The sequence below is a fragment of the Streptomyces sp. CA-181903 genome (assembly GCF_050937075.1).
GTDB lineage: Bacteria > Actinomycetota > Actinomycetes > Streptomycetales > Streptomycetaceae > Streptomyces.
This window is the reverse complement of the sequence record NZ_JBNJLY010000001.1, coordinates 1,401,543-1,427,944: the sequence shown is the minus strand read 5'-3', so window position 1 is coordinate 1,427,944 and position 26,402 is coordinate 1,401,543. Positions and strand designations below refer to the sequence as shown.

Here is a 26,402-nt window from a genome sequence, read left to right as displayed (position 1 = left end):
AACGAAGGGGTCTCGCGGAGCCCGGAAAGGGCGGAGAAGTGGATCTTCGGGCCCGTGGGAGGGTGGGCCGCGCGGCCGCGGAAGCGGTCGGAACCGGCCGGCGCCGGAAGCGGTCAGAACCGGCCGGCGCCGAGGTCGCGGGAGACCGCGCGGGCGCAGTCCCGCACCGCCGCGATCAGCTGCGGGCGCAGCTCGCCGCCCTCGCAGACGCGCTCGACGGCGCCCGTGACCCCCACCGCGCCGACCGGCATCCGGCGGCGGTCGTGGATGGGGGCGGCGACGGACGCGACGCCCGCCCAGGTCTCCTCGACGTCCGCGGCCCAGCCCCGGGCGCGGGTGAGGTCCAGCATCCCCTCCAGGCCGTCAAGGTCGGTCACGGTGCGGTCGGTGAACGCCTCGGGGCCGGTCTCGGTCAGCTGGCTGTGGGCCACCGGGTCGTAGGCGCACAGCACCTTGCCGAGCGCGGTGCTGTGCAGCGGGTGCATCGCGCCGACCTCCAGCACCTGGCGGCTGTCGTCCGGCCGGAAGACGTGGTGGATGATCAGGACGCCCTGCTGGTGGAGGACGCCGAGGTAGACGCTCTCGCCGCTGGCGCGGGCCAGGTCGTCCGCCCAGACGAGGGCGCGGGCGCGCAGCTCGTGCACGTCCAGGTAGCTGTTGCCCAGCCGGAGGAGCTCGGCGCCCAGTTGGTAGCGCCCCGAGGCCGGGTCCTGCTCCACGAAGCCCTCCTGCTGGAGGGTGCGCAGGATGCCGTGCGCGGTGCCCTTGGCGAGCCCCAGCGCGGAGGCGACGTCGGACAGTCCCAGCCTCCGCTCGCCGCCCGCGAGCAGCCGCAGCATCGCCGCCGCCCGTTCGAGCGACTGGATGGTCCGTGCCATCGAGCAACCTCCTCCAAAATGCCGTTCGGCATTGCTGAACACTATCGGCCGATGCCGACCACGGGATAGCCGACGCTGGCGTGATCATGATCGCTGGAGCTCCGCCCGGGCGCGTACCGCACGGTCCCCTCGACGCCGTACCCGGCCCGATACCGGATGTCCGCGCCAGGGGACACCCCCTGCTTTCCGCGGGCGCTGCGGCTACGCTTGCGGCGTGCGCCCTCTCGGGGAGGGCGTAAAGCCGACAGCCGTCGCAACCACGGGAGCACCTCCATGGCCCTGCAGCCATCGACCGTCCGTTCATCCCGATCCGACCTGCTCCGGGAGGCGCTCGCCACCCGGGTGGTGGTCGCCGACGGGGCCATGGGAACCATGCTCCAGGCACAGGACCCCAGCATGGAGGACTTCCAGCAGCTCGAAGGCTGCAACGAGATCCTCAACGTCACCCGGCCCGACATCGTCCGCTCCGTCCACGAGGCGTACTTCGCCGCCGGCGTCGACTGCGTCGAGACCAACACCTTCGGCGCCAACCACGCCGCCCTCGGCGAGTACGACATCCCCGACCGAGTCTTCGAACTCTCCGAGGCCGGCGCCCGCGTCGCCCGCCAGACGGCCGACGCCTTCGCCGCCGACGGCCGCCCCCGCTGGGTCCTGGGCTCCATCGGCCCCGGCACCAAGCTCCCCACCCTGGGCCACGCCCCCTACACCGTGCTCCGCGACGCCTACCAGGCCAACGCCGAGGGGCTCATCTCCGGCGGCGCCGACGCGCTGCTCGTCGAGACCACCCAGGACCTCCTCCAGACGAAGGCGTCCGTCCTCGGCGCCCGCCGCGCCCTGGAGGCCACCGGCGCCGACCTGCCGGTGATCGTCTCGGTGACCGTGGAGACCACCGGCACCATGCTCCTCGGCTCGGAGATCGGCGCCGCCCTCACCGCGCTGGAGCCGCTCGGCATCGACATGATCGGCCTCAACTGCGCCACCGGCCCCGCCGAGATGAGCGAGCACCTCCGCTACCTCGCCCGGCACTCCCGCGTCGCCCTCTCCTGCATGCCCAACGCCGGCCTCCCGGTGCTCGGCAAGGACGGCGCCCACTACCCGCTGTCCCCGGCCGAACTGGCCGACGCGCAGGAGACGTTCGTCCGCGAGTACGGCCTGTCGCTGGTCGGCGGCTGCTGCGGCACCACCCCCGAGCACCTGCGGCAGGTCGTGGAGCGCGTCCGCGGCCTGACCCCCACCGAGCGCACGCCGCGCCCCGAGCCGGGCGCCGCCTCCCTCTACCAGACCGTCCCCTTCCGCCAGGACACCTCGTACCTGGCCATCGGCGAGCGGACGAACGCCAACGGCTCGAAGAAGTTCCGCACGGCCATGCTGGACGGCCGCTGGGACGACTGCGTGGAGATGGCCCGCGAGCAGATCCGCGAGGGCGCCCACATGCTCGACCTGTGTGTCGACTACGTCGGCCGGGACGGCGTCGCGGACATGGAGGAGCTGGCCGGCCGCTTCGCCACCGCCTCCACGCTGCCGATCGTGCTGGACTCCACCGAGGTGGACGTCATCCGGGCCGGCCTGGAGAAGCTCGGCGGCCGGGCCGTCATCAACTCCGTCAACTACGAGGACGGCGACGGGCCCGAGTCGCGGTTCGCCCAGGTCACCCGCCTCGCGCGGGAGCACGGCGCGGCGCTGATCGCGCTGACCATCGACGAGGAGGGCCAGGCCCGCACGCCGGAGAAGAAGGTGGAGATCGCCGAGCGGCTGATCGCCGACCTGACCGGCAACTGGGGCATCCGCGAGGAGGACATCCTCGTCGACACCCTGACCTTCACCATCTGCACGGGCCAGGAGGAGTCGCGCAAGGACGGCATCGCCACCATCGAGGCCATCCGGGAGCTCAAGCGCCGCCACCCGGACGTCCAGACCACGCTGGGCCTGTCCAACATCTCCTTCGGCCTCAACCCGGCCGCGCGGATCCTGCTCAACTCCGTCTTCCTCGACGAGTGCGTCAAGGCGGGCCTCGACTCGGCCATCGTGCACGCCTCCAAGATCCTGCCCATCGCGCGCTTCGACGAGGAGGAGGTCACCACCGCCCTCGACCTCATCTACGACCGCCGCGCCGAGGGCTACGACCCGCTGCAGAAGCTCATGCAGCTCTTCGAGGGCGCGACGGCGAAGTCGTTGAAGGCGGGCAAGGCCGAGGAACTGCTCGCCCTGCCGCTGGAGGAGCGGCTGCGGCGCCGCATCATCGACGGCGAGAAGAACGGCCTGGAGGCCGACCTCGACGAGGCGCTGACCGAGCGCCCGGCCCTCGACATCGTCAACGACACCCTGCTGGAGGGCATGAAGGTCGTCGGCGAGCTGTTCGGCTCCGGCCAGATGCAGCTGCCGTTCGTCCTCCAGTCCGCCGAGGTCATGAAGACCGCCGTCGCCCACCTCGAACCGCACATGGAGAAGAGCGACGCCGAGGGCAAGGGCACGATCGTGCTGGCCACCGTCCGCGGCGACGTCCACGACATCGGCAAGAACCTCGTCGACATCATCCTCTCCAACAACGGCTACAACGTCGTCAACCTCGGCATCAAGCAGCCGGTCTCGGCGATCCTGGAAGCCGCGGAGGAACACCGCGCGGACGTCATCGGCATGTCGGGGCTGCTGGTGAAATCCACCGTGATCATGAAGGAGAACCTGGAGGAGCTGAACCAGCGCAAGCTGGCCGCCACCTACCCGGTGATCCTCGGCGGCGCCGCCCTCACCCGCGCCTACGTCGAACAGGACCTGCACGAGATCTACGAGGGCGAGGTCCGCTACGCCCGCGACGCCTTCGAGGGACTCCGCCTGATGGACGCCCTGATCGCCGTCAAGCGCGGCGTCCCCGGCGCCACCCTCCCCGAACTCAAGCAGCGGCGGGTGCCCAAGCGGGACACCCCGGTGGTCGTGGAGGAGGAGCCCAAGGGCGCGGTCCGCTCGGACGTCGCCACCGACAACCCCGTGCCGACGCCGCCCTTCTGGGGAACCCGGGTCGTCAAGGGCATCCCCTTGAAGGACTACGCGTCGTGGCTGGACGAGGGCGCCCTCTTCAAGGGCCAGTGGGGCCTGAAGCAGGCCCGTGCCGGCGGCCCCAGCTACGAGGAACTCGTCGAGACCGAGGGCCGGCCGCGGCTGCGCGGCTGGCTCGACAAGCTCCACACCGAGAACCTGCTGGAAGCGGCCGTCGTCTACGGCTACTTCCCCTGCCACTCCAAGGGGGACGACCTCATCCTCCTCCACGAGGACGGCACGGAACGCACCCGCTTCACCTTCCCCCGCCAACGCCGCGGCCGCCGGCTGTGCCTGGCCGACTTCTTCCGCCCGGAGGAGTCGGGGGAGCGGGACGTGGTGGGCCTCCAGGTCGTGACCGTCGGCTCCCGGATCGGCGAGGCCACGGCGGAGCTCTTCGCCTCCGACGCGTACCGCGACTACCTGGAGCTGCACGGGCTCTCCGTGCAACTGGCGGAGGCGCTCGCCGAGTACTGGCACGCGCGCGTGCGGTCGGAGCTGGGCTTCGGCGGGGAGGACCCGTCCGACGTGGAGGACATGTTCGCGTTGAAGTACCGCGGCGCGCGGTTCTCGCTCGGGTACGGGGCCTGCCCCGACCTGGAGGACCGGGCGAAGATCGCGGAGTTGCTGGAGCCGGAGCGGATCGGGGTGCGGCTGTCGGAGGAGTTCCAGTTGCACCCCGAGCAGTCGACGGACGCGATCGTAATCCACCACCCGGAGGCGAAGTACTTCAACGCGCGGTGACCCGCCCGCGCTTCACCGGCGCGGGAACGCGACCGGACCGACGTGAACGCCGCGGGGAGCCGCGGGCCGTGGTGACCGGGTACGGCGGGAGAGCGTACGTCCTCCACTGCACCGCGCCCTCCCCGCCGCGATCCGGCCGTGGCTCCGGTGAGGACCGTAGGAGGTCCTAGGCGGGGAGGGCGGCGAGGCGGGCGAACTCCCAGGGGTCGTGGGCGCTGAAGACCGTGACCTCGTCCGCGCAGTCCCGGCGGAGGGCGCGCAGCCGGTCGAGTGTCCCGGCGCGAGCCGCGGCGTCGGTCTGCGCTCCCTGCTGGACCGGTTCGAGGACGGGATGGGAAAGGGGCGGGGTGGACTCCAGCTCGCCGTGGTACATGTACGCGTCGCCCGCGTGCAGCAGCCACCGCCCGTCGCCGTCGCGCACGGCGACGCCCGCGTGTCCCGCCGAGTGGCCGGGCAGCGGCACCAGCAGCAGTTCGCACCCCAGCCCCCGCGGCCGTGCCACGCCCGGAAAGCCGAACCACTCCGTGCGCTCGTCCACGGACGCGGGGGTGAGCAGCGGCCGGTGGGTCCGGTGGGCCGGCATGAAGCGGTCGAGGCTGTGCCGGTGGTGGGCCGCCGAGGGGTCGGTGACGGCCCGGTACTCGTCCGGGTGCACATGCACCCGTGCGCCGGGGAAGTCGGGCAGCCCTCCGGTGTGGTCGCGGTGCAGGTGGGTGAGCACGATGTGCCGCACGTCCTGGGGCGCGTACCCGAGGCGGACGACCTGGCGCAGCGCGCTCTCCCCCGGGTCCAGCGCGGGCTGGGCGTAGGCCACCCAGTCCGCGCCCAGCGACCTGTCGGGGTGCCGCAGGTCGGCGGTGCCGAGGCCGGTGTCGACCAGGACCAGCCCGTCCGAGTCCGTCTCGATGAGCAGGCAGTGGCAGACAGCGGCCCGTTCGCGGGTCGCGGCGGCTGCCGCGGGTTCCTCCCGGAGCGGTGGAATCTTCCGGAAGGAAGCGCAGTTGAGGTGATGGATACGCACAAGGCCCCCTGGAGGCGAGTCGGCGGGCTGTTCACGACGGACGTTAGGAGGGGCCTTCGTGACTCACCAAACGGTTGGACACGCGCCGGCGGACGATCAGGACGGTCCGCTGGCGGACTGTCCGGACGGCGCCGTCGTCCCGCCCGGCCCCGAACCGCGGTGCCCCGTCGACATCACCCTCGCCACGCTGGGCGGCCGGTGGACGCCGCTGGTGCTCCGCGAGTTCCTGCGCCGCGGGCAGGCCACGTACTCCGAGTTGTCCGCCGCCCTGCCCGCCCTCTCGGACAAGGTCCTCTCGGACCGGCTGGCCCAGTTGACCGGCGCGGGCGTCATCGAGCGGCACCGCACCCCCGGCTGGCCGCCCCGCGTGCGCTACGTCCTGACCGGCCAGGGCCGGGCGCTGGAGCCGGTGGTGCACAGCATGTGGGAGTGGGGCTCGGCGCGACAGGAGAGTCCGCTCGCAGCGGCCGATTCCGGCCCGTCCGGCGTTTGAGGACCAGCGGCGGAATCACGGAGAAAAGGCCGGGGTCCGCGGGAATCGGGGGAATGGGGGCGCTCCCTCCGGGGGAGGGCCTGGGGCGGCGGAAAACGAAGGAGCGTTCCCGCGCCCCCCGCCGTAAACTGTTCGTCCGGTAGCAGAAGGCCGGTCCGCCGCCCGCGAGGGCACGGCGGACCGGCCTTCTCGTCCCTCCAGGAGGTGCGCGAATGACCAGCGGCATTCCCACGGTCGCGACCAGGCCCGCCCGAGGCGGCGGCGCCCTGGAAGCCGTCCTCCTCGACATGGACGGCACCCTGGTCGACACCGAGGACTTCTGGTGGGAGGTGGAGGTCGCGGTCTTCGCCGAACTGGGCCACCAGCTCCTGGAGGAGTACCGCGAGATCGTCGTGGGCGGCCCCATGACCCGCAGCGCGGCGTTCCTGATCAAGGCCACGGGCGCCAGGATCGCCCTCGCCGAGCTGACCGGTCTCCTCAACTCCCGCTTCGCGGAGATGATCGGCTCCGGCGTCCCCTCATGCCCGGCGCGAAGCGCCTGCTCACCGAGCTGGCGGCGCACGACGTGCCGACCGCGCTGGTCTCCGCGTCGCACCGGCGCATCATCGACCGGGTGCTGCGCACGCTGGGCCCGGAGCACTTCACGCTGACGGTCGCGGGCGACGAGATGGAGCGCACCAAGCCGCACCCCGACCCGTACCTGCTGGCCGCCGCGAGACTCGGGGCCGCCCCGGAGCGCTGTGCGGTGGTCGAGGACACCATGACGGGCGTGACGGCGGCCGAGGCGGCGGGCTGCCGGGTGGTGGCGGTGCCGTCCGTGGGGGCGATCCCGCCCGCGCCCGGCCGGACGGTCGTCCGTTCCCTCGAAGAAGTCGATCTCCGTTTTCTGCGGAGCCTGGTCGCATCCTGAGGGAACGGCCGGTCACCAAAAGTGTTTGGCGCGTACACCGAGCGTTGACGGTGGAATGCTCAAGAAACTCTGAGCGCCGGTCCCGTCCATTTCCGTGATCAAAGCGACGGTAAAAGCCAAGACCCGCAAGGTCATTTCCGGAGTGAGCTTCGTCACCGGTCCGGGGCTATCGCGGCGTCGGCTCCGCGCCGTTCTGACGCTTTGTCGACGGGATGGACGCACCCTTGTGTCCCGATTGGTTCACTGGTGCGCGAATCGTTCCCCGGCCCGGATATCGGCCGATCCGGCCTCGTTATCGCGGCGTGATATCGCATCAGGGAGACCGCGTTCCGGTCCCTCCGGCGCCGCCACTAATCTCTTGGCGAGTACTTCACGGCACCCCGTGGGGCCCGTGCAGCAACGCATCCGTACGGAGTCCCGGGCGCCGTTCGCACCACAGGGAGAACACCGGACAATGAACCGCAAGACGTTGGTGCTGCCCACCGTGGTGGGCCTGTTGGCCCCGTGCTCGTCGCCTGTGGCGGGGGCGATGGAGCGGGCAAGGGCAAGGCCATCGTCGTCGGGACCACCGACCGGTTCGAGCAGACGACGGACGCCCCGGCCCCCTTCGACCCCGCCGCCGCGTACGACATCAGTGCGTGGAACGTGCTGCACAGCGCCTTCCAGACGCTGCTGCGGCTGCCCCGCTCCGGCTCGGACCCGGTGCCGGACGCCGCCTCCAAGTGCGCGTTCAGCGACCGCCGCAACGAGCAGTACCGCTGCACCCTGCGCAGCGGGCTCAAGTTCAGCAACGGTCACGAGATGACCGTCAAGGACGTCAAGTTCTCTATCGACCGCGTCCGCGCGATCAACTTCGAGAACGGTCCGGTCTCGCTGCTGAGCAACATCGACCGGGTCGAGACGCCGAACGACCGCGAGATCGTCTTCCAGCTGAAGACGCCCGACGCGACGTTCCCGCAGAAGCTCGCCACCCCGGCCGCGGCCATCGTCGACAGCCAGACGTACCCCAAGAACAAGCTGGCGGGCGACGGCTTCAAGGTCGTCGGCTCGGGTCCGTACACCATGGACACCGAGGAGAAGGACGGCCGCGCGGTCAAGGTCGTGCTCACCAAGAACCCGGACTACCAGGGTTCGGTCAAGGTGCAGAACGACAAGGTCGAGATGCGCTTCTACGACGACGCCAAGACGATGGAGAACGCCCTCAAGGGCGGCGACATCGACATGGCGAACCGCACCCTGTCGCCCGAGCAGATCGACCGGCTGCGCAACGCCACCGGCCAGCAGGTCCGGCTGCTGGAGTCGGCCGGCTCGGAGATCGGCTACCTGGCCTTCAACACCGACGACCCGGCCGTGAAGCCCAAGGCCGTCCGGCAGGCCATGGCGCAGCTGGTGGACCGTCAGGCGCTGGCCCGCGAGGGCTACGACCGGACCAGCGACGCCCTGTACTCGCTGGTGCCCAGCGGCATCCCGGGCCACCAGAACTCGTTCTCCAACCAGTACGGCAACCCCAGCGCCGACAAGGCCCGCGCCCTGCTGAAGAACGCCGGCATCAGCACTCCGGTGCGGTTCACCCTCGCGTACTCCTCCGACCACTACGGCGAGGCCACCGCGCGGGCGTTCAAGACGTTCCAGAAGCAGCTCAACGGCAGCGGCCTGTTCGACGTCAAGCTCCAGGACGTGAAGTGGTCGGAGTTCCGGCCCAACGCGGCCAAGGGCGAGTACGCGGTCTACGGCATGGGCTGGTTCCCCGACTTCCCGGACCCGGACAACTTCATCGCCCCGTTCTTCGGCAAGGACAACTTCCTCCGGTCCCGCTACCAGAACTCCAAGATCAACGACCTGATCCCGCGGACCCGGCAGACCGCGCAGCGCGACTCGGCGGCCAAGCTCTTCCAGCAGGCCCAGGACATCGTCGCGGACGAGGTGCCGGTGCTGCCGCTGTGGCAGGGCAAGCAGTTCGTGGCGGTCCGCGAGGGCCTCACCGGCGCCGAGTGGGCGCTCAACGCCGCCTCCGAGCTGCAGCCCTGGGAGCTCGTCCGCGGCAAGTGACGCACAACACGGCGACGACACCCGGCCGTGATGAGAACACCCCTTTTGCAGCACAACGCTCCACCTGTACAACAAGCTCCACAGAACGACCTCGAGGGGCGGGCCCCTGTCCGGACCCGCCCCCTCCACTTGGAACTGTGAGGAATGTGCACGTGAGGAAACGTGACCAGTGGCTTGCCGCCCCGCTCGGCGCGGGGCTCGCCGCCGCCCTGCTGAGCGGGTGCGGTTCGGAGGACGGCAAGGCGGCGGGCACCGGTGAGTCGGTGGTCATGGGGATGTCCGACGAGGTCGTCGCCGTGGACCCGGCCGCGGGTTACGACCCCGGTTCCTGGATCCTGTTCAACAACGTCTTCCAGTCGCTGCTGAGCTTCCCCAAGGGCAGCAACGTGCCGCAGCCCGACGCCGCCCGGAAGTGCGGCTTCAAGGACCAGGCGAGCACCGTCTACGAGTGCACGCTCAACAGCGGCCTGAAGTTCAGCAACGGGCACGACCTCACCTCCGAGGACGTCGCCTTCTCCTTCCGGCGCACCCTGAAGATCAACGACAAGTCCGGTCCCGCGTCGGCCATGCTGTCCACGATCAAGGACATCAGGACGCCGGACAAGAAGACCGTGGTCTTCCGCCTCAAGCGCCCCGACGCCACCTTCCCGCTGAAGATCGCCTCCGGCGCCGGCTCCATCGTGGACCACCGGGAGTACGCGACGGACAAGCTCCGGACCGACGGCAAGGCCGTCGGCTCGGGCGTCTACACGCTGGACTCCTACGGCAAGGACAAGGCCGTCTTCAAGGTCAACGGCGGCTACAAGGGCCCCGCGACCGTCCAGAACAAGGGCATGACCCTCAAGTTCTTCCACGGCGAGCAGGACGCCCTGAAGACCGCGCTGCAGAAGGGCGACGTCGACCTCGCCTACCGTGGCCTGGCCACCGAGGACATCTCCTCCCTGGAGGCCGCCGGCACCGCGGGCAAGGGCCTCAAGGTCGTCCAGGGCACCAGCGCCGAGGTCCAGCACCTGGTGTTCAACACCAAGGACACGATGGCCGGCAAGCTCGCCGTCCGCCGTGCCGTCGCCTACCTCGTCGACCGCACTGCGCTCGTCCGCGACGTCTACAAGCGCACCGCCGAGCCGCTGTACTCCGTCGTCCCGAGCGGCATCACCGGCCACCGGACGCCGTTCTTCGACCTCTACGGCGAGCACCCGCAGCCCGAGAAGGCCAAGGAGGCGCTGACCTCCGCCGGCATCAAGGGCAAGGTCAAGCTGACCCTCTGGGGCACGCCGATCCGCTACGGCCCCGGCACCGTCCCGGAGCTCAACGCCATCGCCAAACAGCTCAACGCCAGCGGCCTGTTCGACGCGGACGTGCGCACCGCCCCCTTCCCCGAGTACGAGAAGGGCATCGAGGCCGGCAAGTACGCTGTCTACGTGAAGGGCTGGGTCCCCGACTACCCGGACCCGGACAACTTCACCGCGCCCTTCTTCGGCGAGGACAACGAACTCGCCAACCACTACGAGTCCAAGGAGATAGCCGACCGGATCCTCCCGGCGACCGCAGCCCAGGGCAGCCGTACCGCGACCGTCGGCGACTTCGCCAAGCTCCAGTCGACCGTCGCCCAGGACGTCCCGGTGCTGCCGCTCTGGCAGGGCAAGCAGTACGCCGTCGCCAATGACCGGATCACCGGCCTCCAGTGGACCCTGGACGCCTCCACCGTCTTCCGCTTCTGGGAGATCGCCAAGGCCGACAAGGGCTGACGCCGGGTGAGACACCGAGGGCCCGCCGGATCGTTCCGGCGGGCCCTTCGTCGTCTGCTCGTAGGCGCCCGCCCGTCGCGACTACTGCGCGCCCGGCCGCACCAGCCCGCTCTCGTACGCGTAGACCGCCGCCTGCACCCGGTCGCGCAGCCCCAGCTTGGTGAGCACATGGCCGACATGCGTCTTGACCGTCGTCTCGCTGACGAACAGATCCGCCGCGATCTCCGCGTTCGACAGCCCGCGGGCCACCAGCTTGAGCACCTCCACCTCACGGTCGGTCAGCGTGCTCAGCGTGTCCGGCAGCGGCTCCTCGCCCGACGGCAGGTGCCCGGCGTACTTGTCCAGCAGCCGCCGCGTGATGCTCGGCGCCAGCATCGCCTCGCCGCCCGCCACCACCCGGATCGCCTGCACCAGCTCATGGGCCGGGGCGTCCTTCAGCAGGAACCCGCTCGCGCCCGCCCGCAGCGCCTCCACCACGTACTCGTCCAGGTCGAACGTGGTGAGCACCAGCACCTTCGCCGGGCCCTTCCGGTCCGGGCCGGTGATCTGCCGCGTCGCCTCGACGCCGTCCATCCGGGGCATCCGGATGTCCATCAGCACCACGTCCGGCTGGAGCGCCCGGACCTGGTCCAGCGCCTGCAGGCCGTCACCGGCCTCCCCGACCACCGCGATGTCCTGCTCGGCCTCGAGGATCATGCGGAAGCCCGTGCGCAGCAGGGGCTGGTCGTCGACGAGCAGGACACGGATCGCCACAGGGAACTCCTTTGTTAGACCGGGTCCATTCTGCCCTGAGCGGACGCGTCAGACCCCGGCAGGCCCGGCCCCCGCCTCCGGGACGCGCGGCACGGGCAGTACCGGCAGCGGATACGGCGGGGGAGTGCCCCCGAACTCCGGGCACAGCGCCTGGTGGTCGCACCAGCCGCAGAGCTTCGTCGGCCGGGGCCGCCAGTCGCCCGTCTCGGTGGCCAGCGCGATGGCCTCCCACAGTGCGCGCAGCTTCCGCTCGACGGCCAGCAGCTCCTCCTCCGTCGGGTCGTACGTCAGCACGTCCCCGCTGCCCAGGTAGACGAGCTGGAGGCGGCGCGGCACCACCCCGCGCAGCCGCCGGATCACCAGCGCGTAGAACGTCATCTGGAACAGCGCGTCCCCCCGGTACCGCGGGGCCGGCGCCTTGCCGGTCTTGTAGTCGACGATCCGCACCTCGCCCGTCGGCGCCACGTCCACCCGGTCGACGATGCCGCGCAGCACCAGCCCCGAGTCCAGCGTCGTCTCCACGAACAGCTCGCGCTCGGCCGGCTCCAGCCGCGTCGGATCCTCCAGCGAGAACCACCGCTCGACCAGCGCCTCCGCCTCCGCCAGCCAGCGGGCCAGCCGCTCCGGCTCGTGCGTCCCGTCCTCGCCCGTGAACAGCTCCGCCAGCTCCGGCCGCGCCGCCAGCAGCTTGTCCCACTCGCCGGGCAGCAGCGCCCGCGCCCGGTCCGGGGTGCGGTCCGCCGCCGGGGCGTCGAAGAGGCGCTCCAGCACGGCGTGCACCACCGTGCCGCGGGTGGCCGCCGGGCTGGGCTTCTCCGGCAGCCGGTCGATCACCCGGAACCGGTAGAGCAGCGGGCACCGCATGAAATCGGCCGCACGCGAGGGCGACAGCGAGGCCGGCCGGGCGGCGGCCCCCAGGCCGGAGGCCGTCCCGGGGGCCTCCGGCGCCTGCCGTACGGGCTCGGGGAGCGGGGCCGCCGGGGAGGCGGCCCCTCCGGCCGGGCCCCGGGCGGTGTCGTCGAGAGCGGTGTCCATGGCAGAGACCCTACGGCCCCCCACGGACATTCCGCGGCATACCATCGACGGCAGAGCTCCCGCACGTGCATGATCGTGGCAGGGCGCGCGCACCGGGCGGGTGCGGCAGCAGCACCGACGAGGGGAAACCGTGGAGAACAGCGGGCAGGGCGGGTCCGGCAGCGGGGGCGCCGACCACCAGGCCGGGCAGCCCGGGGAGCCCGGGGACCACCACCGCGGGCCACGGCGCCCGCGCGAGAGCGGCGGCGGGATCCTCATGGGCCGTCCGTTCGGCGTCCCCGTCTACGTCGCCCCCAGCTGGTTCCTGGTCGCCGCCCTGATCACCTGGGTCTTCGGCGGCCAGCTCGACCGCGTCCTGCCCGAACTCGGCCGGGCCCGCTACCTGGTGTCCCTCTTCTTCGCCGTCGCCTTCTACGCCTCCGTCCTGGTCCACGAACTGGCCCACACGGTCGCCGCCCTCCGCTTCCGCCTCCCGGTCCGGCGCATCCAGCTCCAGTTCTTCGGCGGCGTCTCCGAGATCGAGAAGGAGAGCGAGACCCCCGGCCGGGAGTTCGTCCTCGCCTTCGTCGGCCCCCTGCTCTCCCTGGTCCTGGCCGGCGTCTTCTGGGTCGGCATGCAGGCCGTCGAACCCGACACCGTCCCCGGCGTCCTCCTCGCCGGGCTCATGGTCTCCAACCTCCTGGTGGCCGTCTTCAACCTGCTGCCCGGCCTCCCGCTGGACGGCGGGCGGATGCTCCGCGCGGTCGTCTGGAAGATCACCGGCCGGCCCATGGCCGGCACCGTCGCCGCCGCCTGGGTCGGCCGCGCGCTCGCCGTCAGCGTCCTCGTCGGGCTCCCGCTGCTCACCCAGGCGTACCGCGCCGACAGCTTCGGCAGCGTCGACTCCCTCACCGACGCCCTGCTCGCCGCCATCCTCGCCGCGATCATCTGGACGGGCGCCGGGAACAGCCTCCGCATGGCCCGCCTCCGCGAGCGGCTCCCGGGCCTCCGCGCCCGCACCCTCACCCGGCGCGCCGTCCCCGTCGCTCCCACCACCCCGCTCTCCGAGGCGCTGCGGAGGGCCAACGAGGAAGGCGCCCGCGCCCTGGTCGTCGTCGACGCGTCCGGCGCCCCCACCGCCCTGGTCCGCGAGTCCGCCATCGTCGGCATCCCCGTCCACCGCCGGCCCTGGGTCACCGTGGACAGCCTCGCCCAGGACATCCACGACGGCATGCGCGTCTCCGCCGAGCTCTCCGGCGAGGAGCTCCTGGAGGCCCTCCGGCAGACCCCCGCCACCGAGTACCTGGTCGTCGAGGAGACCGGCGAGGTCTACGGCGTCCTCTCCACCGCCGACGTCGAACGGGCCTTCGTCGCCGCCATGGCCCGCACGCCGGCCTCCTGAGCCCCGGCCCGGGGCGGGGCCCAGGGCCCGTGGTCCCGGTCCCGTCCGGCGCCCGGTAGGCTGGTCACATGTCCGAACCGACCGGTGCCGCCCGCCGTCGCGGGCCCTTCCAGGTCGGGGACCAGGTCCAGCTCACCGACCCCAAGGGACGCCACTACACCTTCACGCTCGAAGCCGGGAAGCAGTTCCACACCCACAAGGGTGCCTTCCCGCACGACGAGCTGATCGGTGCTCCCGAGGGCAGTGTTGTCCGTACCACGGGAAACGTCGCCTACCTCGCGCTGCGCCCCCTGCTCCCCGACTACGTCCTGTCCATGCCGCGCGGAGCCGCCGTGGTCTACCCCAAGGACGCGGGGCAGATCCTGGCGATGGCCGACATCTTCCCCGGCGCCCGCGTCGTGGAGGCCGGCGTCGGCTCCGGCTCGCTGAGCAGCTTCCTGCTGCGCGCCATCGGCGACCAGGGCATGCTGCACTCCTACGAGCGCCGCGCCGACTTCGCCGAGATCGCCACGAAGAACGTGGAGCGCTACTTCGGCGGACCGCACCCGGCCTGGCAGCTCACCGTCGGCGACCTCCAGGACAACCTGTCCGACACCGACGTCGACCGCGTCATCCTGGACATGCTCGCCCCCTGGGAGTGCCTGGAGGCCGTGCGCAAGGCGCTCGTCCCCGGCGGCATCCTCTGCTGCTACGTGGCGACCACCACCCAGCTCGCGCGGACCGTCGAGTCCATCCGCGAGATCGGCTGCTTCGCCGAGCCGTCGGCCTGGGAGACCATGGTCCGCACCTGGCACGTCGAGGGCCTGGCCGTCCGCCCCGACCACCGCATGATCGGGCACACCGGCTTCCTCCTCACGGCCCGCCGCCTCGCGGACGGCGTGGAGCCGCCGATGCGCCGCCGCCGTCCGGCGAAGGGCGCCTACGGCGAGGATTACACCGGGCCCGGCGGCCAGACCGCCGAAGCCTGAGCCTTTCTCACCGGCACGGAAGCCGCCCCCGACGAACTCGGGGGCGGCTTCCGCGCGTTGGGGGCGGGGCGCCGTTCCGCCCGCCGGGCCGGTGTGCGACGATGCGGCTCTCGTCACAGTCTCTTCGCAGTCTCTTCGAAGGAGCGGCGCGCGTGCAGCCCCCGGCCGGACTTCCGCACACCCACCCGAGGCCCGTCCACTGGCTGCTGACCGCCCTGGCGCTGGCCGCCGTGCTGACCGGCGCCGTGCTCCTCGGCCCGGCCGACGCCACGGCGGGGGACGCGCCCTCCGCGCCGGCCGCCGCCGCACCCGACCCGGCCGCCGCCCGCTACCCGCTCGACTGCGGCCCGGTGGGCGTCGAGGTGCGGGAGAAGGCCGTCGCCGACCCGGACGGGGACGGGCGGCCCGAGACGGTGGCCGTGGTCCGCTGCCGGGCGGGCGCGGGCACTCCGCCCGACGGCGTCTACGTCCTGACGGCCGGCAAGGGCACGGGCGCGCCGCCGCGCGTGGCCGCCACCCTCGTCGACCCCGCCCGGCGGATGAACGTCGACCGGTTCAGGGTGACGGGGGACACGATTTCGGCCACTCTGCTCGGCTACTCCGCGCGGAACGTGCCGCGCTGCTGCCCGGACCTGCGCAGGCCGGTCGAATGGCGGTGGCGCGACGGCCAGTTCGCGCCGACGGCACGGTCCGTCACGGCCCGCGCCTGACCCGTCACCCGGCGTCCGGCCCGTAGACCTCGACCTTGTCCGAGACGCGTCGCACATGGATGCAGTCGCCCGGGCACTCCTTGGCCGAGTCCCGGACGTCGGTGAGCAGCGGCAGCGGAACGGGCGTGGTGGCGCCCGGCTCCTGCAGCAGCTCGTCGTCGGCGCTCTTCACATACGCCAGACCGTCGATGTCGAGCTCGAAGACCTCGGGGGCGTACTGCACGCAGATGCCGTCCCCCGTACACAGCTCCTGGTCGATCCAGACCTCGAGGGCGTCCTCGGGGCCCCGGCCGCCGGGTCCTCGGTGACGGTCGCGCGGTCTTCGTTCCGGACGGTCATCTCGCCTGCCGTTTCCTGCTTACGTGAATCAATTGGAGCCAGCACTGACGGGTGTTGACCGACTCGACGATACAACCGCTCGCTTTCCGATGTTGATGGGTGGGTATTCCCCAGTCGTGAGGACGTGCGCAAGGGTGAAGATCGGACACACTCCAGCCGGGTTTGTGATCTAGGGGTTTCAACCTGCACCGGCCCAGGTAGGGTCTGGAAGCGTCCAGCTCCCCTTGGAGGAGGTGAGGACCGTGGCAGCCCACGACGACGACATGAACCGCGGCATCCGGCCGGGACGGGGCTCAGACGACCCCGCCGGCCAGGTTGCCTACCTTGAGCAGGAGATCGCCGTCCTGCGCCGCAAGCTCGCCGACTCTCCGCGGCACACGAGGATTCTCGAAGAGCGGATCGTCGAGCTCCAGACCAACCTGGCCGGGGTGTCCGCCCAGAACGAGCGGCTCGCCAACACCCTCCGCGAGGCCCGCGACCAGATCGTGGCCCTCAAGGAGGAGGTCGACCGGCTCGCGCAGCCGCCGGCCGGCTTCGGCGTCTTCCTGCAGGCCAACGACGACGGCACGGTGGACATCTTCACCGGTGGCCGCAAGCTCCGGGTCAACGTCAGCCCGGGCATCGACCCCGACGAGCTCCGGCCCGGCCAGGAGGTCATGCTCAACGAGGCGCTCAACGTGGTCGAGGCCATGGCGTTCGAGCGGGCCGGGGACATCGTCACCCTCAAGGAGATCCTGGAGGACGGCGAACGGGCCCTGGTCATCGGGCACACCGACGAGGAGCGGGTGGTGAGGCTCGCCGAGCCGCTGCTGGACGTCACCATCCGCCCCGGCGACGCCCTGTTGCTCGAATCCCGCTCCGGCTACGTCTACGAGGTCATCCCCAAGAGCGAGGTCGAGGAGCTCGTCCTCGAAGAGGTCCCCGACATCGACTACACGAAGATCGGCGGCCTGGGGAACCAGATCGAGCTCATCCGCGACGCGGTCGAGCTCCCCTATCTCTACCCCGACCTCTTCAAGGAGCACGAACTCCGGCCCCCCAAGGGCGTCCTGCTGTACGGCCCGCCCGGCTGCGGCAAGACGCTCATCGCCAAGGCGGTGGCCAACTCCCTTGCCAAGAAGGTCGCGGAGGTCACCGGGAAGCCCGCGGGGAAGAGCTTCTTCCTCAACATCAAGGGCCCCGAGCTGCTCAACAAGTACGTCGGCGAGACCGAGCGGCACATCCGCCTGATCTTCCAGCGCGCCCGCGAGAAGGCCAGCGAGGGCACGCCGGTGATCGTCTTCTTCGACGAGATGGACTCGCTGTTCCGCACCCGCGGCTCCGGCGTCAGCTCGGACGTGGAGAACACCATCGTCCCGCAGCTGCTCTCCGAGATCGACGGCGTGGAGGGCCTGGAGAACGTCATCGTCATCGGCGCCTCCAACCGCGAGGACATGATCGACCCGGCGATCCTCCGCCCCGGCCGGCTCGACGTGAAGATCAAGATCGAGCGGCCGGACGCCGAGGCGGCCAAGGACATCTTCTCCAAGTACCTGACCCGCACGCTGCCGCTGCACGCGGACGACCTCGCCGAGCACGGCGGGGACGCCGGGGCGACGGTCGACGGCATGATCCAGTCGGTCGTGGAGCAGATGTACGCCGAGTCCGAGGAGAACCGCTTCCTGGAGGTCACCTACGCCAACGGTGACAAGGAGGTCCTCTACTTCAAGGACTTCAACTCCGGAGCGATGATCCAGAACATCGTGGACCGCGCCAAGAAGATGGCGATCAAGGCGTTCCTCGACCACAACCAGAAGGGCCTGCGCGTCTCCCACCTGCTCGCCGCCTGCGTCGACGAGTTCAAGGAGAACGAGGACCTGCCCAACACCACCAACCCGGACGACTGGGCCCGCATCTCCGGCAAGAAGGGCGAGCGGATCGTCTTCATCCGCACCCTCGTCACCGGCAAGCAGGGCGCGGACACCGGCCGCTCCATCGACACGGTGGCCAACACCGGTCAGTACCTGTAACACCGCCGTCCGGCCGCGGCCGGCCGTCCCCCGGATCCCCCGGCTCCCGCCCCCACGGCGCGGGACCGGGCCGGAACGGTCCGTCCGCGGCCGGACGCGTTCACGGACCCCGGGGGACGCGGCCGGCAGCGGGCGCGGCGGGCCCGTACGGCACGAGCGACGGGCCCGGTACGGCACGAGCGACGGGTCCGGTACGGCACGAGCGACGGGTCCGGTACGGCACGAACCCGGGCAATGACTGGAATGATCTCCCCAGGGCCGCAAAGCCGTTCTAGGCTCTGCGGTACCACCGCGACGCGCGTGGGGGACGCACACGGACCGGATGCGCAGCGGTACTTGAGCGGCGACCCCACCAGGGGGCGCCGCCGGGCAAGGAGGGCCGCATGACCGTACGGCGAGTAATGGGCATCGAGACGGAGTACGGGATCTCCGTCCCCGGTCACCCGAACGCCAATGCCATGCTCACCTCGTCCCAGGTCGTCAACGCGTACGCGGCGGCGATGCACCGGGCACGCCGTGCCCGCTGGGACTTCGAGGAGGAGAATCCGCTGCGGGACGCCCGGGGCTTCGACCTCGCCCGGGAGGCCGCCGACGCCAGCCAGCTCACCGACGAGGACATCGGCCTGGCCAACGTGATCCTCACCAACGGCGCCCGGCTGTACGTCGACCACGCCCACCCCGAGTACAGCTCCCCGGAGATCACCAACCCGCGGGACGCCGTCCTCTGGGACAAGGCCGGCGAACGGATCATGGCGGAGGCCGCCGAGCGGGCGGGCCTGCTGCCGGGGGCGCAGCCCATCCACCTCTACAAGAACAACACCGACAACAAGGGCGCGTCCTACGGCACCCACGAGAACTACCTGATGAAGCGGGAGACCCCCTTCTCGGACATCGTGCGCCACCTGACCCCCTTCTTCGTCTCCCGCCAGGTCGTCACCGGCGCGGGACGCGTCGGCATCGGCCAGGACGGCCGCGAACACGGCTTCCAGATCAGCCAGCGCGCCGACTACTTCGAGGTCGAGGTCGGACTGGAGACCACCCTCAAACGGCCCATCATCAACACCCGCGACGAACCCCACGCCGACGCCGAGAAGTACCGCCGGCTGCATGTGATCATCGGCGACGCCAACCTCTCGGAGATCTCCACCTACCTCAAACTGGGCACCACCTCCCTGGTGCTGTCCATGATCGAGGACGGCTTCATCTCCGGGGACTTCGCCGTCGACCAGCCCGTCCGCACCCTCCACCGGGTCAGCCACGACCCCTCGCTGCGCCGCCTGATCACCCTGCGCAGCGGCCGGACGCTCACCGCCGTCCAGCTCCAGATGGAGTACTGCGAGCTGGCCAGGAAACACGTCGAGGACCGGTACGGGTCGGACGCGGACGAGCAGACCAAGGACGTCCTGGCCCGCTGGGAGGACGTGCTGGGCCGGCTGGAGAGCGACCCCATGAGCCTGGCCGGCGAGCTGGACTGGGTGGCCAAGCGGGAGCTCCTGGAGGGCTACCGCCGCCGGGACGGCCTGGACTGGGACGCGGCCCGGCTGCACCTGGTGGACCTCCAGTACGCGGACGTCCGCCCCGACAAGGGCCTCTACAACCGGCTGGCGGCGCGCGGCAGGATCAAGCGGCTGCTGGACGAGACGGAGGTCGAGCGGGCCCGCACGGCACCGCCCGAGGACACCCGGGCGTACTTCCGGGGCCGCTGCCTCGACCAGTACGCGGACGACGTGGCGGCCGCCTCCTGGGACTCGGTGATCTTCGACCTCCCCGGCCGGGACTCGCTCCAGCGGGTCCCCACCCTGGAACCCCTGCGTGGCACCCGCAACCACGTCAAGGAGCTGCTGGACCGCTGCCGCACGGCGGAGGAGCTGGTACGGGTGCTGTCGGGGGGCTGAGCGGGGGTCTGGGGAGGAGGAGGAACGGGAATCATCACGGTGGTCCCCGGACGTTCCCAGGAGTACGGGGCCGATGTCGGACCGTGCTTGTAGGGTCTGATCTGTAGGACTTGAGTACGTGTACGTCGAAACCGAGCGGGGTGAGGGGTATGGCGACCAAGGACACCGGCGGCGGACAGCAGAAGGCGACGCGCTCCACCGAGGAGACCGAGGAGCAGGCGCAGGAGGCGCAGGCGTCCGAGGACCTCAAGGAGCGGCACGAGAAGCTGTCGGACGACGTGGACTCCGTCCTGGACGAGATTGACGACGTCCTGGAGGAGAACGCAGAGGATTTCGTTCGAAGCTTCGTTCAGAAGGGCGGGGAGTGATTTGGCTTACGGATCGTAGGCCGAATCCCACGGGGGGCCGGATGTTCGCAGAGCCTGTAACGAAGTGCTGCTCGCGGTGCGAGGAAAACGGACCGCGAGCGGCCGCCGTGGGCATCGGATCGCCGGGGGCCGGCGGGTTGTCCGTTCGAGCGGCCTTGCCGCTCCGGCGGAGCACGTGGATCATGATCACAAAATGGGCGCCGTGCGGGGAGTGCTGTGCTCCGGCCGTCGCGCCGCCCCAGGACAGTTCAAGGATCGGCCGGACGTCATGAGGCGTGCCGCCGAATACGTGGAAGGAAACGTGTGGAAGCCAACCCTCGTAGCACTGGGCGTCTACCAGCTGCCTTCCTGACTCCCGGCTCGTCCTCGTTCGTGGACTTCCTCGGGAACCACGCCCCCGAGCTGCTGCCCGGCAACCGGCAGCTGCCGCCCGTGATGGGCGCCGTCGAGGCACCGCACGGCACGACCATCGTCGCGGCGACCTTCCCCGGCGGGGTGGTGCTGGCCGGTGACCGCCGGGCCACCATGGGCAACGTCATCGCGCAGCGCGACATTGAGAAGGTCTTCCCGGCGGACGAGTACTCGGCCGTCGGCATCGCGGGCACCGCCGGCCTCGCCGTGGAGATGGTCAAGCTCTTCCAGCTGGAGCTCGAGCACTTCGAGAAGGTCGAGGGCGCCCGGCTCTCCCTGGAGGGCAAGGCCAACCGCCTCTCCACCATGATCCGCAGCAACCTCGGCATGGCCATGCAGGGCCTCGCCGTGGTGCCGCTGTTCGCCGGCTGGGACGTGGACCGCGGCAAGGGCCGGATCTTCTCCTACGACGTGACCGGCGGGCGCTCCGAGGAGTACGGCTACGCGGCCACCGGCTCCGGCTCGCTCTTCGCCCGGGGCGCGATGAAGAAGCTGTACCGGGACGACCTCTCCGCCGAGCAGGCCGCCACACTGGTGGTACAGGCCCTGTACGACGCGGCCGACGACGACTCGGCGACCGGCGGCCCCGACCTCGCCCGCCGCATCTACCCGATCGTCACCGTCATCTCCGACGAGGGGTACCGGAGGCTCGGCGACGCCGACCTGGCCGAGACCGTCCGGGCCATCCACGAGCGGCGGCTCCAGGAGCCCGACGGCCCCGGGCCCCGCTGCTCTGAGGGCCGCCCGGTCCCGAGTCCTCCGTACGCACTCCCCACAGACCAGAAAGGGACGGATAACCGGTGTCGACGCCGTTCTACGTCTCTCCCCAGCAGGCCATGGCCGACCGCGCCGAGTACGCCCGCAAGGGCATCGCGCGCGGCCGCAGCGTCGTGGTCCTCCAGTACAACGATGGCGTGATCTTCGTTGCCGAGAACCCGTCCCGCGCGCTGCACAAGGTCAGCGAGATCTACGACCGCATCGCGTTCGCGGCCGTCGGAAAGTACAACGAGTTCGAGACCCTGCGCATCGGCGGCGTCCGCTACGCCGACCTGCGCGGCTACACCTACGACCGCGAGGACGTCACCGCCCGGGGCCTCGCCAACGTCTATGCCCAGACCCTCGGCACCATCTTCTCCAGCGCGGGCGAGAAGCCGTACGAGGTCGAACTGATCGTCGCCGAGGTCGGGGCCGGGCCCGAGGACGACCAGATCTACCGGCTGCCGCACGACGGTTCGATCGTCGACGAGCACGGCTCGGTCGCGGTCGGCGGCAACGCGGACCAGATCAGCAGCTACCTCGGGCAGCGGCACCGGGATGGGATGAGCCTCGCCGAGGCGCTCAAGCTCGCTGTGGAGTCGCTCACCCGGGACACGAACGGGGGGGAGCGGACGCTGACCGCGGAGCAGCTTGAGGTGGCGGTGCTTGATCGGACGCGGCCGCAGCAGCGGAAGTTCAAGCGGTTGCTTGGCAGTCAGCTGACGCGGTTGCTCGAAGGCGCGGAGGGCGCCGGGGGCGCCGAGGAGAGCGAGGACGGCGGGGACGCCGGCTCCTGAGGCGCCTGCGGCGGGCTGTGCCCCGGTCCCTCCCCTTCGCCGATTCCTGGGGGCAAGCCCCCAGACCCCCTTTGTCCTCAAACGCCGGACGGGCTGGATTTCCAGCCCGTCCGGCGTTTGAGGACGCGCGCCGCAGGCGCGCTCGGGGATGCGGGGGCTCGCCCCCGCAAGAAACGGTGAAAGGGAGGGACCGGGGCACCCCCCGCCGTCAGGCGCCCCGCGCGGCCGGCCCGCTGGAGTCGCGGGCGACCAGGGACACCGGCAGCCGCGCCACCCCGTCGGGCCGCCCGTCAAGGACAGCGGCAAGCGCCCGCATCCCCGCTTCCCCCACCGCCTCCGCAGGCAGCCGGACCGTCGTCAGCTCCGGGTCGACGGCCGTCGCCAGGGACAGGTCGGCGAACCCGGTGACCGAGACGTCGTCGGGAACGCGCAACCCCAGCCGCCGAGCGGCCTTGCACGCGCCCGCGGCCAGCATGTCGTCGTCGCAGACGAGGGCGGTCGGGCGAGGGCCCGGCCCGGAGAGGACCCGCTCCGCCGCAGCCCGCCCCGCGTCGACATTGAGCGCGGCGGGCTCTGTCCGGACCACGCGCGCGTCGGGGACGTCCCGCAGCGCTTCGGCCAGCGCGCGGGCCCGAACCCGAAACGTCCAGGAATCGACGTCGGCGGACAGATGCGCGAAGCGCCGATGGCCGAGGGCCAACAGGTGCGCGGCGACCTGCCGCATGCCGTCGGCGATGTCCGGGTTGACGGTGGCGGCAGCCTCCGCGCTGCGCGGGTCGCTGTCCAGCATCACCACCGGCAGCCCGCCGGCCCGCAGGGCGGCCAGGGAGTCGACCGCCATCGAGGAGGCGATCACGCCGTCGAGGGTCGCGCGGGCGGAGGCGAAGGGGTCGCGGGCGGGGCCGATGCCCTCGGGGAGGGGTAGAGGAGGACGCCGACGCCCTGTTCGCCGGCGACGCGGGCGGCCCCGGCGTAGACGCGGGCGAAGAACTCGTTGGTGAGGGCGGGGACGACGAGCAGGACGGTCCTGGTCCGGCCGAGGCGCAGGTCGCGGGCGGCGAGGTTGCGGCGGTAGCCGAGTTCGCGGGCGGCCGAGCGGACCGCTTCGGCGCGGGCCTCGGAGACCCGGCCGCGCCATTTGTCGCCCATGACGAGGGAGACGGTCGCCTGGGAGACGCCGGCCGCGCGGGCCACGTCCCGGCTGGTCGCCCGGGCGGGCGCCGCGTGCGTCCCGCGGACCGTCGGCCAGCGGCCCCCGCCGCGTGCCCCGCCTGTGGTCTGTTCGCCGCCGTCCGTCACCATCGGTGACGCCCCTCTCCGCCGCCCCGCCCACGGCTGGACCCGTGAGCTGCCGACATGGTACGTATAACGCGTCAACGTTATACGTAAAACCGACCCACGGTCGGTCGAGAGAGGCAGATGATGGCGGCGGGCTACGGCGAGATGCTCAGGACGCGGTACGCCGCGCGGTTGTTGGTCGGCACCCTGGTGGGCCGGCTGCCGACCGCGACCGCCGCGCTGGCGGTCGTCCTCTTCGCCCGCGCCGAGGGCGGCAGCTACACCCTCGCCGGAGCCCTCTCCGCCGCGTACGGCGTGGCCAACGCGTTCGGCCAGCCGCTGCTCGGCCGGGCCGTCGACCTGTACGGCCAGCCGCGCGTGATGCTGCCCTCGGCCGTGCTGTCCGCGCTGGGCATGGTCCTCTTCGCGGTCGTCGGCCTGGAGCCGCTTCCCGTCGCCTACGCGGCCATGGTCGTCGCCGGCTTCTTCACCCCGCCGCTGGAGGGCGGCCTGCGGGCGCTGTGGCCGTCCGTCCTGAAGCGCGAGGACCGCATCCACGCGGCCTACGCCCTGGACGCCGTGGCCCAGGAGGTCATGTACGCGGTCGGCCCGCTGATCGTGATGCTGTTCGTCCGCGAGTGGTCCGAGGCCGCCGCGCTGTTGGTCATCAACGCCCTGGGCGTGCTCGGCGCGCTCGCCGTGGTCAGCTCCCCGCCCTCGCGGAAGTGGCGCAGCGAGCCGCGCGAGGCGCACTGGCTGGGCGCGCTGCGCTCCCGGGGACTGCTGGTCGTCCTGGGCACGTTCTTCTTCGTCGGCTCGGCGCTGGGTTCCATAGCCGTGGCCTCCGTGGCCTACGCCGACGCGCACGACAACCAGATGATCTCCAGCTACCTGCTGTCCGCGCTCAGCGCCGGCGCCCTGGTCGGCGGTGTGGTGTACGGCGGCCGGCAGTGGGCCGGTGCGCCGGAGGGGCGGCTGCGGGTGATCATTGCCGCGCTGGCCGTCTGCTACCTGCCGCTGCTGCTGGTCCCCGGTGTCGTCCCGATGACCGTCCTGGCGGGGATCGCCGGTGTCTTCCTGGCGCCCGCGCTGGCCTGCGCCTTCGTCGTCGTCGACCGGCACGCGCCGGCGGGCACGGCCACGGAGGCGTTCTCCTGGCTGGTCACCTCGTTCGGTGTCGGCGCGTCCATCGGCACGGCGATCGTCGGCCCGGCGGTGCAGTCGGGCGGTGCCCGGGCCGGGTTCGCGGTCGCGGCGGGCGGCGGGGTCGCCGCGGCGCTCGTCCTGCTGGCGGCGCGCAAGGCGCTGACCGCGCCCGAGAAGGCGTCGGCGGTCGTCGCGCGTTCGGAAACTGATCGGAACGGTGCCGTCGAACCCGGTTTCAGCGCAGGGCATCAGGCGTAGTGTTCAGGCATGGACCGCCGCATTTTCGGGCTGGAGAACGAGTACGGCGTCACGTGCACGTTCAGGGGACAGCGCCGACTGTCGCCTGACGAAGTGGCGCGGTACCTCTTCCGCCGTGTCGTTTCCTGGGGCCGCAGCAGCAATGTCTTCCTGCGCAACGGCGCCCGTCTCTACCTCGATGTGGGCTCGCACCCGGAATACGCGACACCAGAGTGCGACAACGTGATCGAACTGGTCACCCACGACAAGGCGGGCGAGCGCATTCTCGAAGGACTGCTCGTCGACGCCGAACGCCGCCTGCACGAGGAGGGGATCGCGGGCGACGTCTACCTCTTCAAGAACAACACCGACTCCGCGGGGAACTCCTACGGCTGCCACGAGAACTACCTCGTGGCCAGACACGGGGAGTTCTCCCGTCTCGCGGACATCCTCATCCCCTTCCTGGTGACCCGTCAGCTGATCTGCGGGGCCGGAAAGGTCCTGCAGACGCCGCGCGGCGCGGTCTACTGCGTCAGCCAGCGCGCGGAGCACATCTGGGAGGGCGTCAGCTCCGCCACCACCCGCTCGCGCCCGATCATCAACACCCGGGACGAGCCGCACGCCGACGCCGAGCGGTACCGCAGGCTGCACGTCATCGTGGGCGACTCCAACATGTCGGAGACCACGATGCTGCTCAAGGTCGGCGCCACCGACCTGGTGCTCCGCATGATCGAGGCGGGCACGGTGATGCGCGACCTCACCCTGGAGAACCCCATCCGGGCCATCCGCGAGGTCAGCCACGACATCACCGGCCGCCGCAAGGTGCGCCTGGCCAGCGGGCGCGAGGCGTCCGCCCTGGAGATCCAGCAGGAGTACTACGAGAAGGCCGTCGACTTCTGCGAGCGGCGCGGCATCCGCACGGGCATCGTCGAACGGGTGCTGGAGCTGTGGGGCCGCTCCCTGGAGGCGATCCGGGACGAGGACCTGGACCGCATCTCCACCGAGATCGACTGGGTGATGAAGTACCAGCTCATCGAGCGCTACCGGGCGAAGAACAACATCAGCATGTCCCATCCGAGGGTCGCTCAGATAGACCTGGCCTACCACGACATCCACCGCCGCCGGGGCCTGTACTACCTGCTGGAGCGGCGCGGCCAGGCCGCGCGGGTGTGCAACGACCTCAAGATCTTCGAGGGCAAGTCGGTGCCGCCGCAGACCACCCGGGCGCGGCTGCGCGGCGATTTCATCCGCCGGGCGCAGGAACAGCGGCGGGACTTCACCGTCGACTGGGTCCATCTCAAGCTCAACGACCAGGCACAGCGCACGGTGTTGTGCAAGGACCCTTTCCGGTCGGTGGACGACCGGGTGGAAAAGCTGATTGCCGGAATGTGAGCGGACGCGCTGTCCGCCGAGTACACGGCCGGAAAGCGTGAATTCGGGGAAACG

Annotated in this window: 19 protein-coding genes and 3 pseudogenes; 16 read left to right on the top strand and 6 right to left on the bottom strand. The window is 71.2% G+C overall.

What is annotated here, in order from left to right; translation table 11 throughout:
* Positions 1-113: 113 nt before the first annotated feature.
* A complete protein-coding gene (locus tag ACQEVS_RS06150; RefSeq protein ID WP_398268943.1) occupies positions 114-878 on the bottom strand; it encodes an IclR family transcriptional regulator in 765 nt (254 codons plus the stop codon).
* 273 nt (positions 879-1,151) lie between these two features.
* Between ACQEVS_RS06150 and metH the strand changes: the two genes are divergently transcribed.
* Positions 1,152-4,652, top strand: a complete 3,501-nt coding sequence (gene metH, locus ACQEVS_RS06145; RefSeq protein ID WP_433016260.1) for a methionine synthase — start codon at positions 1,152-1,154, stop codon at positions 4,650-4,652.
* 166 nt (positions 4,653-4,818) lie between these two features.
* On the opposite strand, the gene ACQEVS_RS06140 is transcribed toward metH, so the two are convergent.
* On the bottom strand, positions 4,819-5,673 hold the full coding sequence (locus tag ACQEVS_RS06140) for an MBL fold metallo-hydrolase (RefSeq protein WP_433016257.1): 855 nt from the start codon (positions 5,671-5,673) through the stop codon (positions 4,819-4,821).
* Between the two features lie 58 nt (positions 5,674-5,731).
* On the opposite strand from ACQEVS_RS06140, the gene ACQEVS_RS06135 reads away from it, so the two are divergent.
* The 4 genes from ACQEVS_RS06135 to ACQEVS_RS06120 all read left to right on the top strand — a co-directional run bounded on the left by ACQEVS_RS06135 (position 5,732) and on the right by ACQEVS_RS06120 (position 10,873).
* Positions 5,732-6,166 carry a winged helix-turn-helix transcriptional regulator gene (locus ACQEVS_RS06135; RefSeq protein WP_433016254.1) on the top strand — a complete coding sequence of 145 codons (435 nt, stop codon included), beginning with the start codon at positions 5,732-5,734 and terminating at the stop codon, positions 6,164-6,166.
* 322 nt (positions 6,167-6,488) lie between these two features.
* Positions 6,489-7,076 (top strand): HAD family hydrolase, encoded by a 588-nt coding sequence (locus tag ACQEVS_RS06130; RefSeq protein WP_433016251.1) that lies wholly within the window; start codon positions 6,489-6,491, stop codon positions 7,074-7,076.
* Between the two features lie 504 nt (positions 7,077-7,580).
* Positions 7,581-9,125, top strand: coding sequence for an ABC transporter substrate-binding protein (locus ACQEVS_RS06125; protein WP_433016248.1), 1,545 nt, complete (start codon positions 7,581-7,583; stop codon positions 9,123-9,125).
* Positions 9,126-9,277: 152 nt separating this feature from the next.
* Positions 9,278-10,873 (top strand): ABC transporter substrate-binding protein, encoded by a 1,596-nt coding sequence (locus ACQEVS_RS06120; protein WP_433016245.1) that lies wholly within the window; start codon positions 9,278-9,280, stop codon positions 10,871-10,873.
* A gap of 81 nt (positions 10,874-10,954) precedes the next feature.
* On the opposite strand, the gene ACQEVS_RS06115 is transcribed toward ACQEVS_RS06120, so the two are convergent.
* Complete coding sequence (locus ACQEVS_RS06115; protein WP_185944677.1) at positions 10,955-11,626, bottom strand: response regulator; 672 nt, start codon at positions 11,624-11,626, stop codon at positions 10,955-10,957.
* Positions 11,627-11,674: 48 nt separating this feature from the next.
* A complete protein-coding gene (locus tag ACQEVS_RS06110; protein WP_433016241.1) occupies positions 11,675-12,661 on the bottom strand; it encodes a RecB family exonuclease in 987 nt (328 codons plus the stop codon).
* Between the two features lie 130 nt (positions 12,662-12,791).
* Here ACQEVS_RS06110 and ACQEVS_RS06105 point away from each other — a divergent pair, with 130 nt between their 5' ends.
* The 3 genes from ACQEVS_RS06105 (at position 12,792) to ACQEVS_RS06095 (ending at position 15,720) form a co-directional block, all read left to right on the top strand.
* Positions 12,792-14,042: a site-2 protease family protein gene (locus tag ACQEVS_RS06105; RefSeq protein WP_433016238.1), complete on the top strand. Its 1,251-nt coding sequence runs from the start codon at positions 12,792-12,794 to the stop codon at positions 14,040-14,042.
* Between the two features lie 68 nt (positions 14,043-14,110).
* Entirely contained in the window at positions 14,111-15,010 is a 900-nt protein-coding gene (locus ACQEVS_RS06100; protein WP_185944680.1) for a tRNA (adenine-N1)-methyltransferase, read from the top strand.
* A gap of 152 nt (positions 15,011-15,162) precedes the next feature.
* Positions 15,163-15,720 carry a hypothetical protein gene (locus ACQEVS_RS06095; RefSeq protein WP_433016235.1) on the top strand — a complete coding sequence of 186 codons (558 nt, stop codon included), beginning with the start codon at positions 15,163-15,165 and terminating at the stop codon, positions 15,718-15,720.
* 4 nt (positions 15,721-15,724) lie between these two features.
* Here the strand turns inward: ACQEVS_RS06095 and ACQEVS_RS06090 are convergent, their stop codons facing one another.
* Positions 15,725-15,979 carry a ferredoxin gene (locus ACQEVS_RS06090; protein ID WP_433027305.1) on the bottom strand — a complete coding sequence of 85 codons (255 nt, stop codon included), beginning with the start codon at positions 15,977-15,979 and terminating at the stop codon, positions 15,725-15,727.
* Positions 15,980-16,301: 322 nt separating this feature from the next.
* Here ACQEVS_RS06090 and arc point away from each other — a divergent pair, with 322 nt between their 5' ends.
* The 6 genes and pseudogenes from arc (at position 16,302) to prcA (ending at position 22,295) form a co-directional block, all read left to right on the top strand.
* A complete protein-coding gene (gene arc, locus ACQEVS_RS06085) occupies positions 16,302-18,068 on the top strand; it encodes a proteasome ATPase (RefSeq protein ID WP_433016232.1) in 1,767 nt (588 codons plus the stop codon).
* Between the two features lie 383 nt (positions 18,069-18,451).
* Positions 18,452-19,963: a depupylase/deamidase Dop gene (gene dop, locus ACQEVS_RS06080; protein WP_433016229.1), complete on the top strand. Its 1,512-nt coding sequence runs from the start codon at positions 18,452-18,454 to the stop codon at positions 19,961-19,963.
* A 149-nt stretch (positions 19,964-20,112) separates the two neighbouring features.
* The gene (locus ACQEVS_RS06075; protein ID WP_185944684.1) at positions 20,113-20,331 is read left to right on the top strand and encodes a ubiquitin-like protein Pup; all 219 of its coding nucleotides are present in this window, start codon (positions 20,113-20,115) and stop codon (positions 20,329-20,331) included.
* 154 nt (positions 20,332-20,485) lie between these two features.
* Positions 20,486-20,683, top strand: a pseudogene (locus ACQEVS_RS06070) (endonuclease domain-containing protein); the annotation flags it as partial.
* Positions 20,635-21,462, top strand: a pseudogene (gene prcB / locus ACQEVS_RS06065) (proteasome subunit beta); the annotation flags it as partial. The pseudogenes ACQEVS_RS06070 and prcB, both read left to right, overlap by 49 nt.
* Positions 21,463-21,542: 80 nt before the next feature.
* Positions 21,543-22,295, top strand: coding sequence for a proteasome subunit alpha (gene prcA / locus ACQEVS_RS06060; protein ID WP_433016225.1), 753 nt, complete (start codon positions 21,543-21,545; stop codon positions 22,293-22,295).
* A gap of 208 nt (positions 22,296-22,503) precedes the next feature.
* On the opposite strand, the pseudogene ACQEVS_RS06055 reads toward prcA, so the two are convergent.
* A pseudogene (locus tag ACQEVS_RS06055) lies at positions 22,504-23,489 on the bottom strand (LacI family DNA-binding transcriptional regulator).
* A gap of 228 nt (positions 23,490-23,717) precedes the next feature.
* Here ACQEVS_RS06055 and ACQEVS_RS06050 point away from each other — a divergent pair.
* Positions 23,718-24,977 (top strand): MFS transporter, encoded by a 1,260-nt coding sequence (locus tag ACQEVS_RS06050; protein ID WP_433027302.1) that lies wholly within the window; start codon positions 23,718-23,720, stop codon positions 24,975-24,977.
* 9 nt (positions 24,978-24,986) lie between these two features.
* Positions 24,987-26,348 carry a Pup--protein ligase gene (pafA, locus tag ACQEVS_RS06045; protein ID WP_433016222.1) on the top strand — a complete coding sequence of 454 codons (1,362 nt, stop codon included), beginning with the start codon at positions 24,987-24,989 and terminating at the stop codon, positions 26,346-26,348.
* The last annotated feature ends 54 nt before the right edge of the window (positions 26,349-26,402 follow it).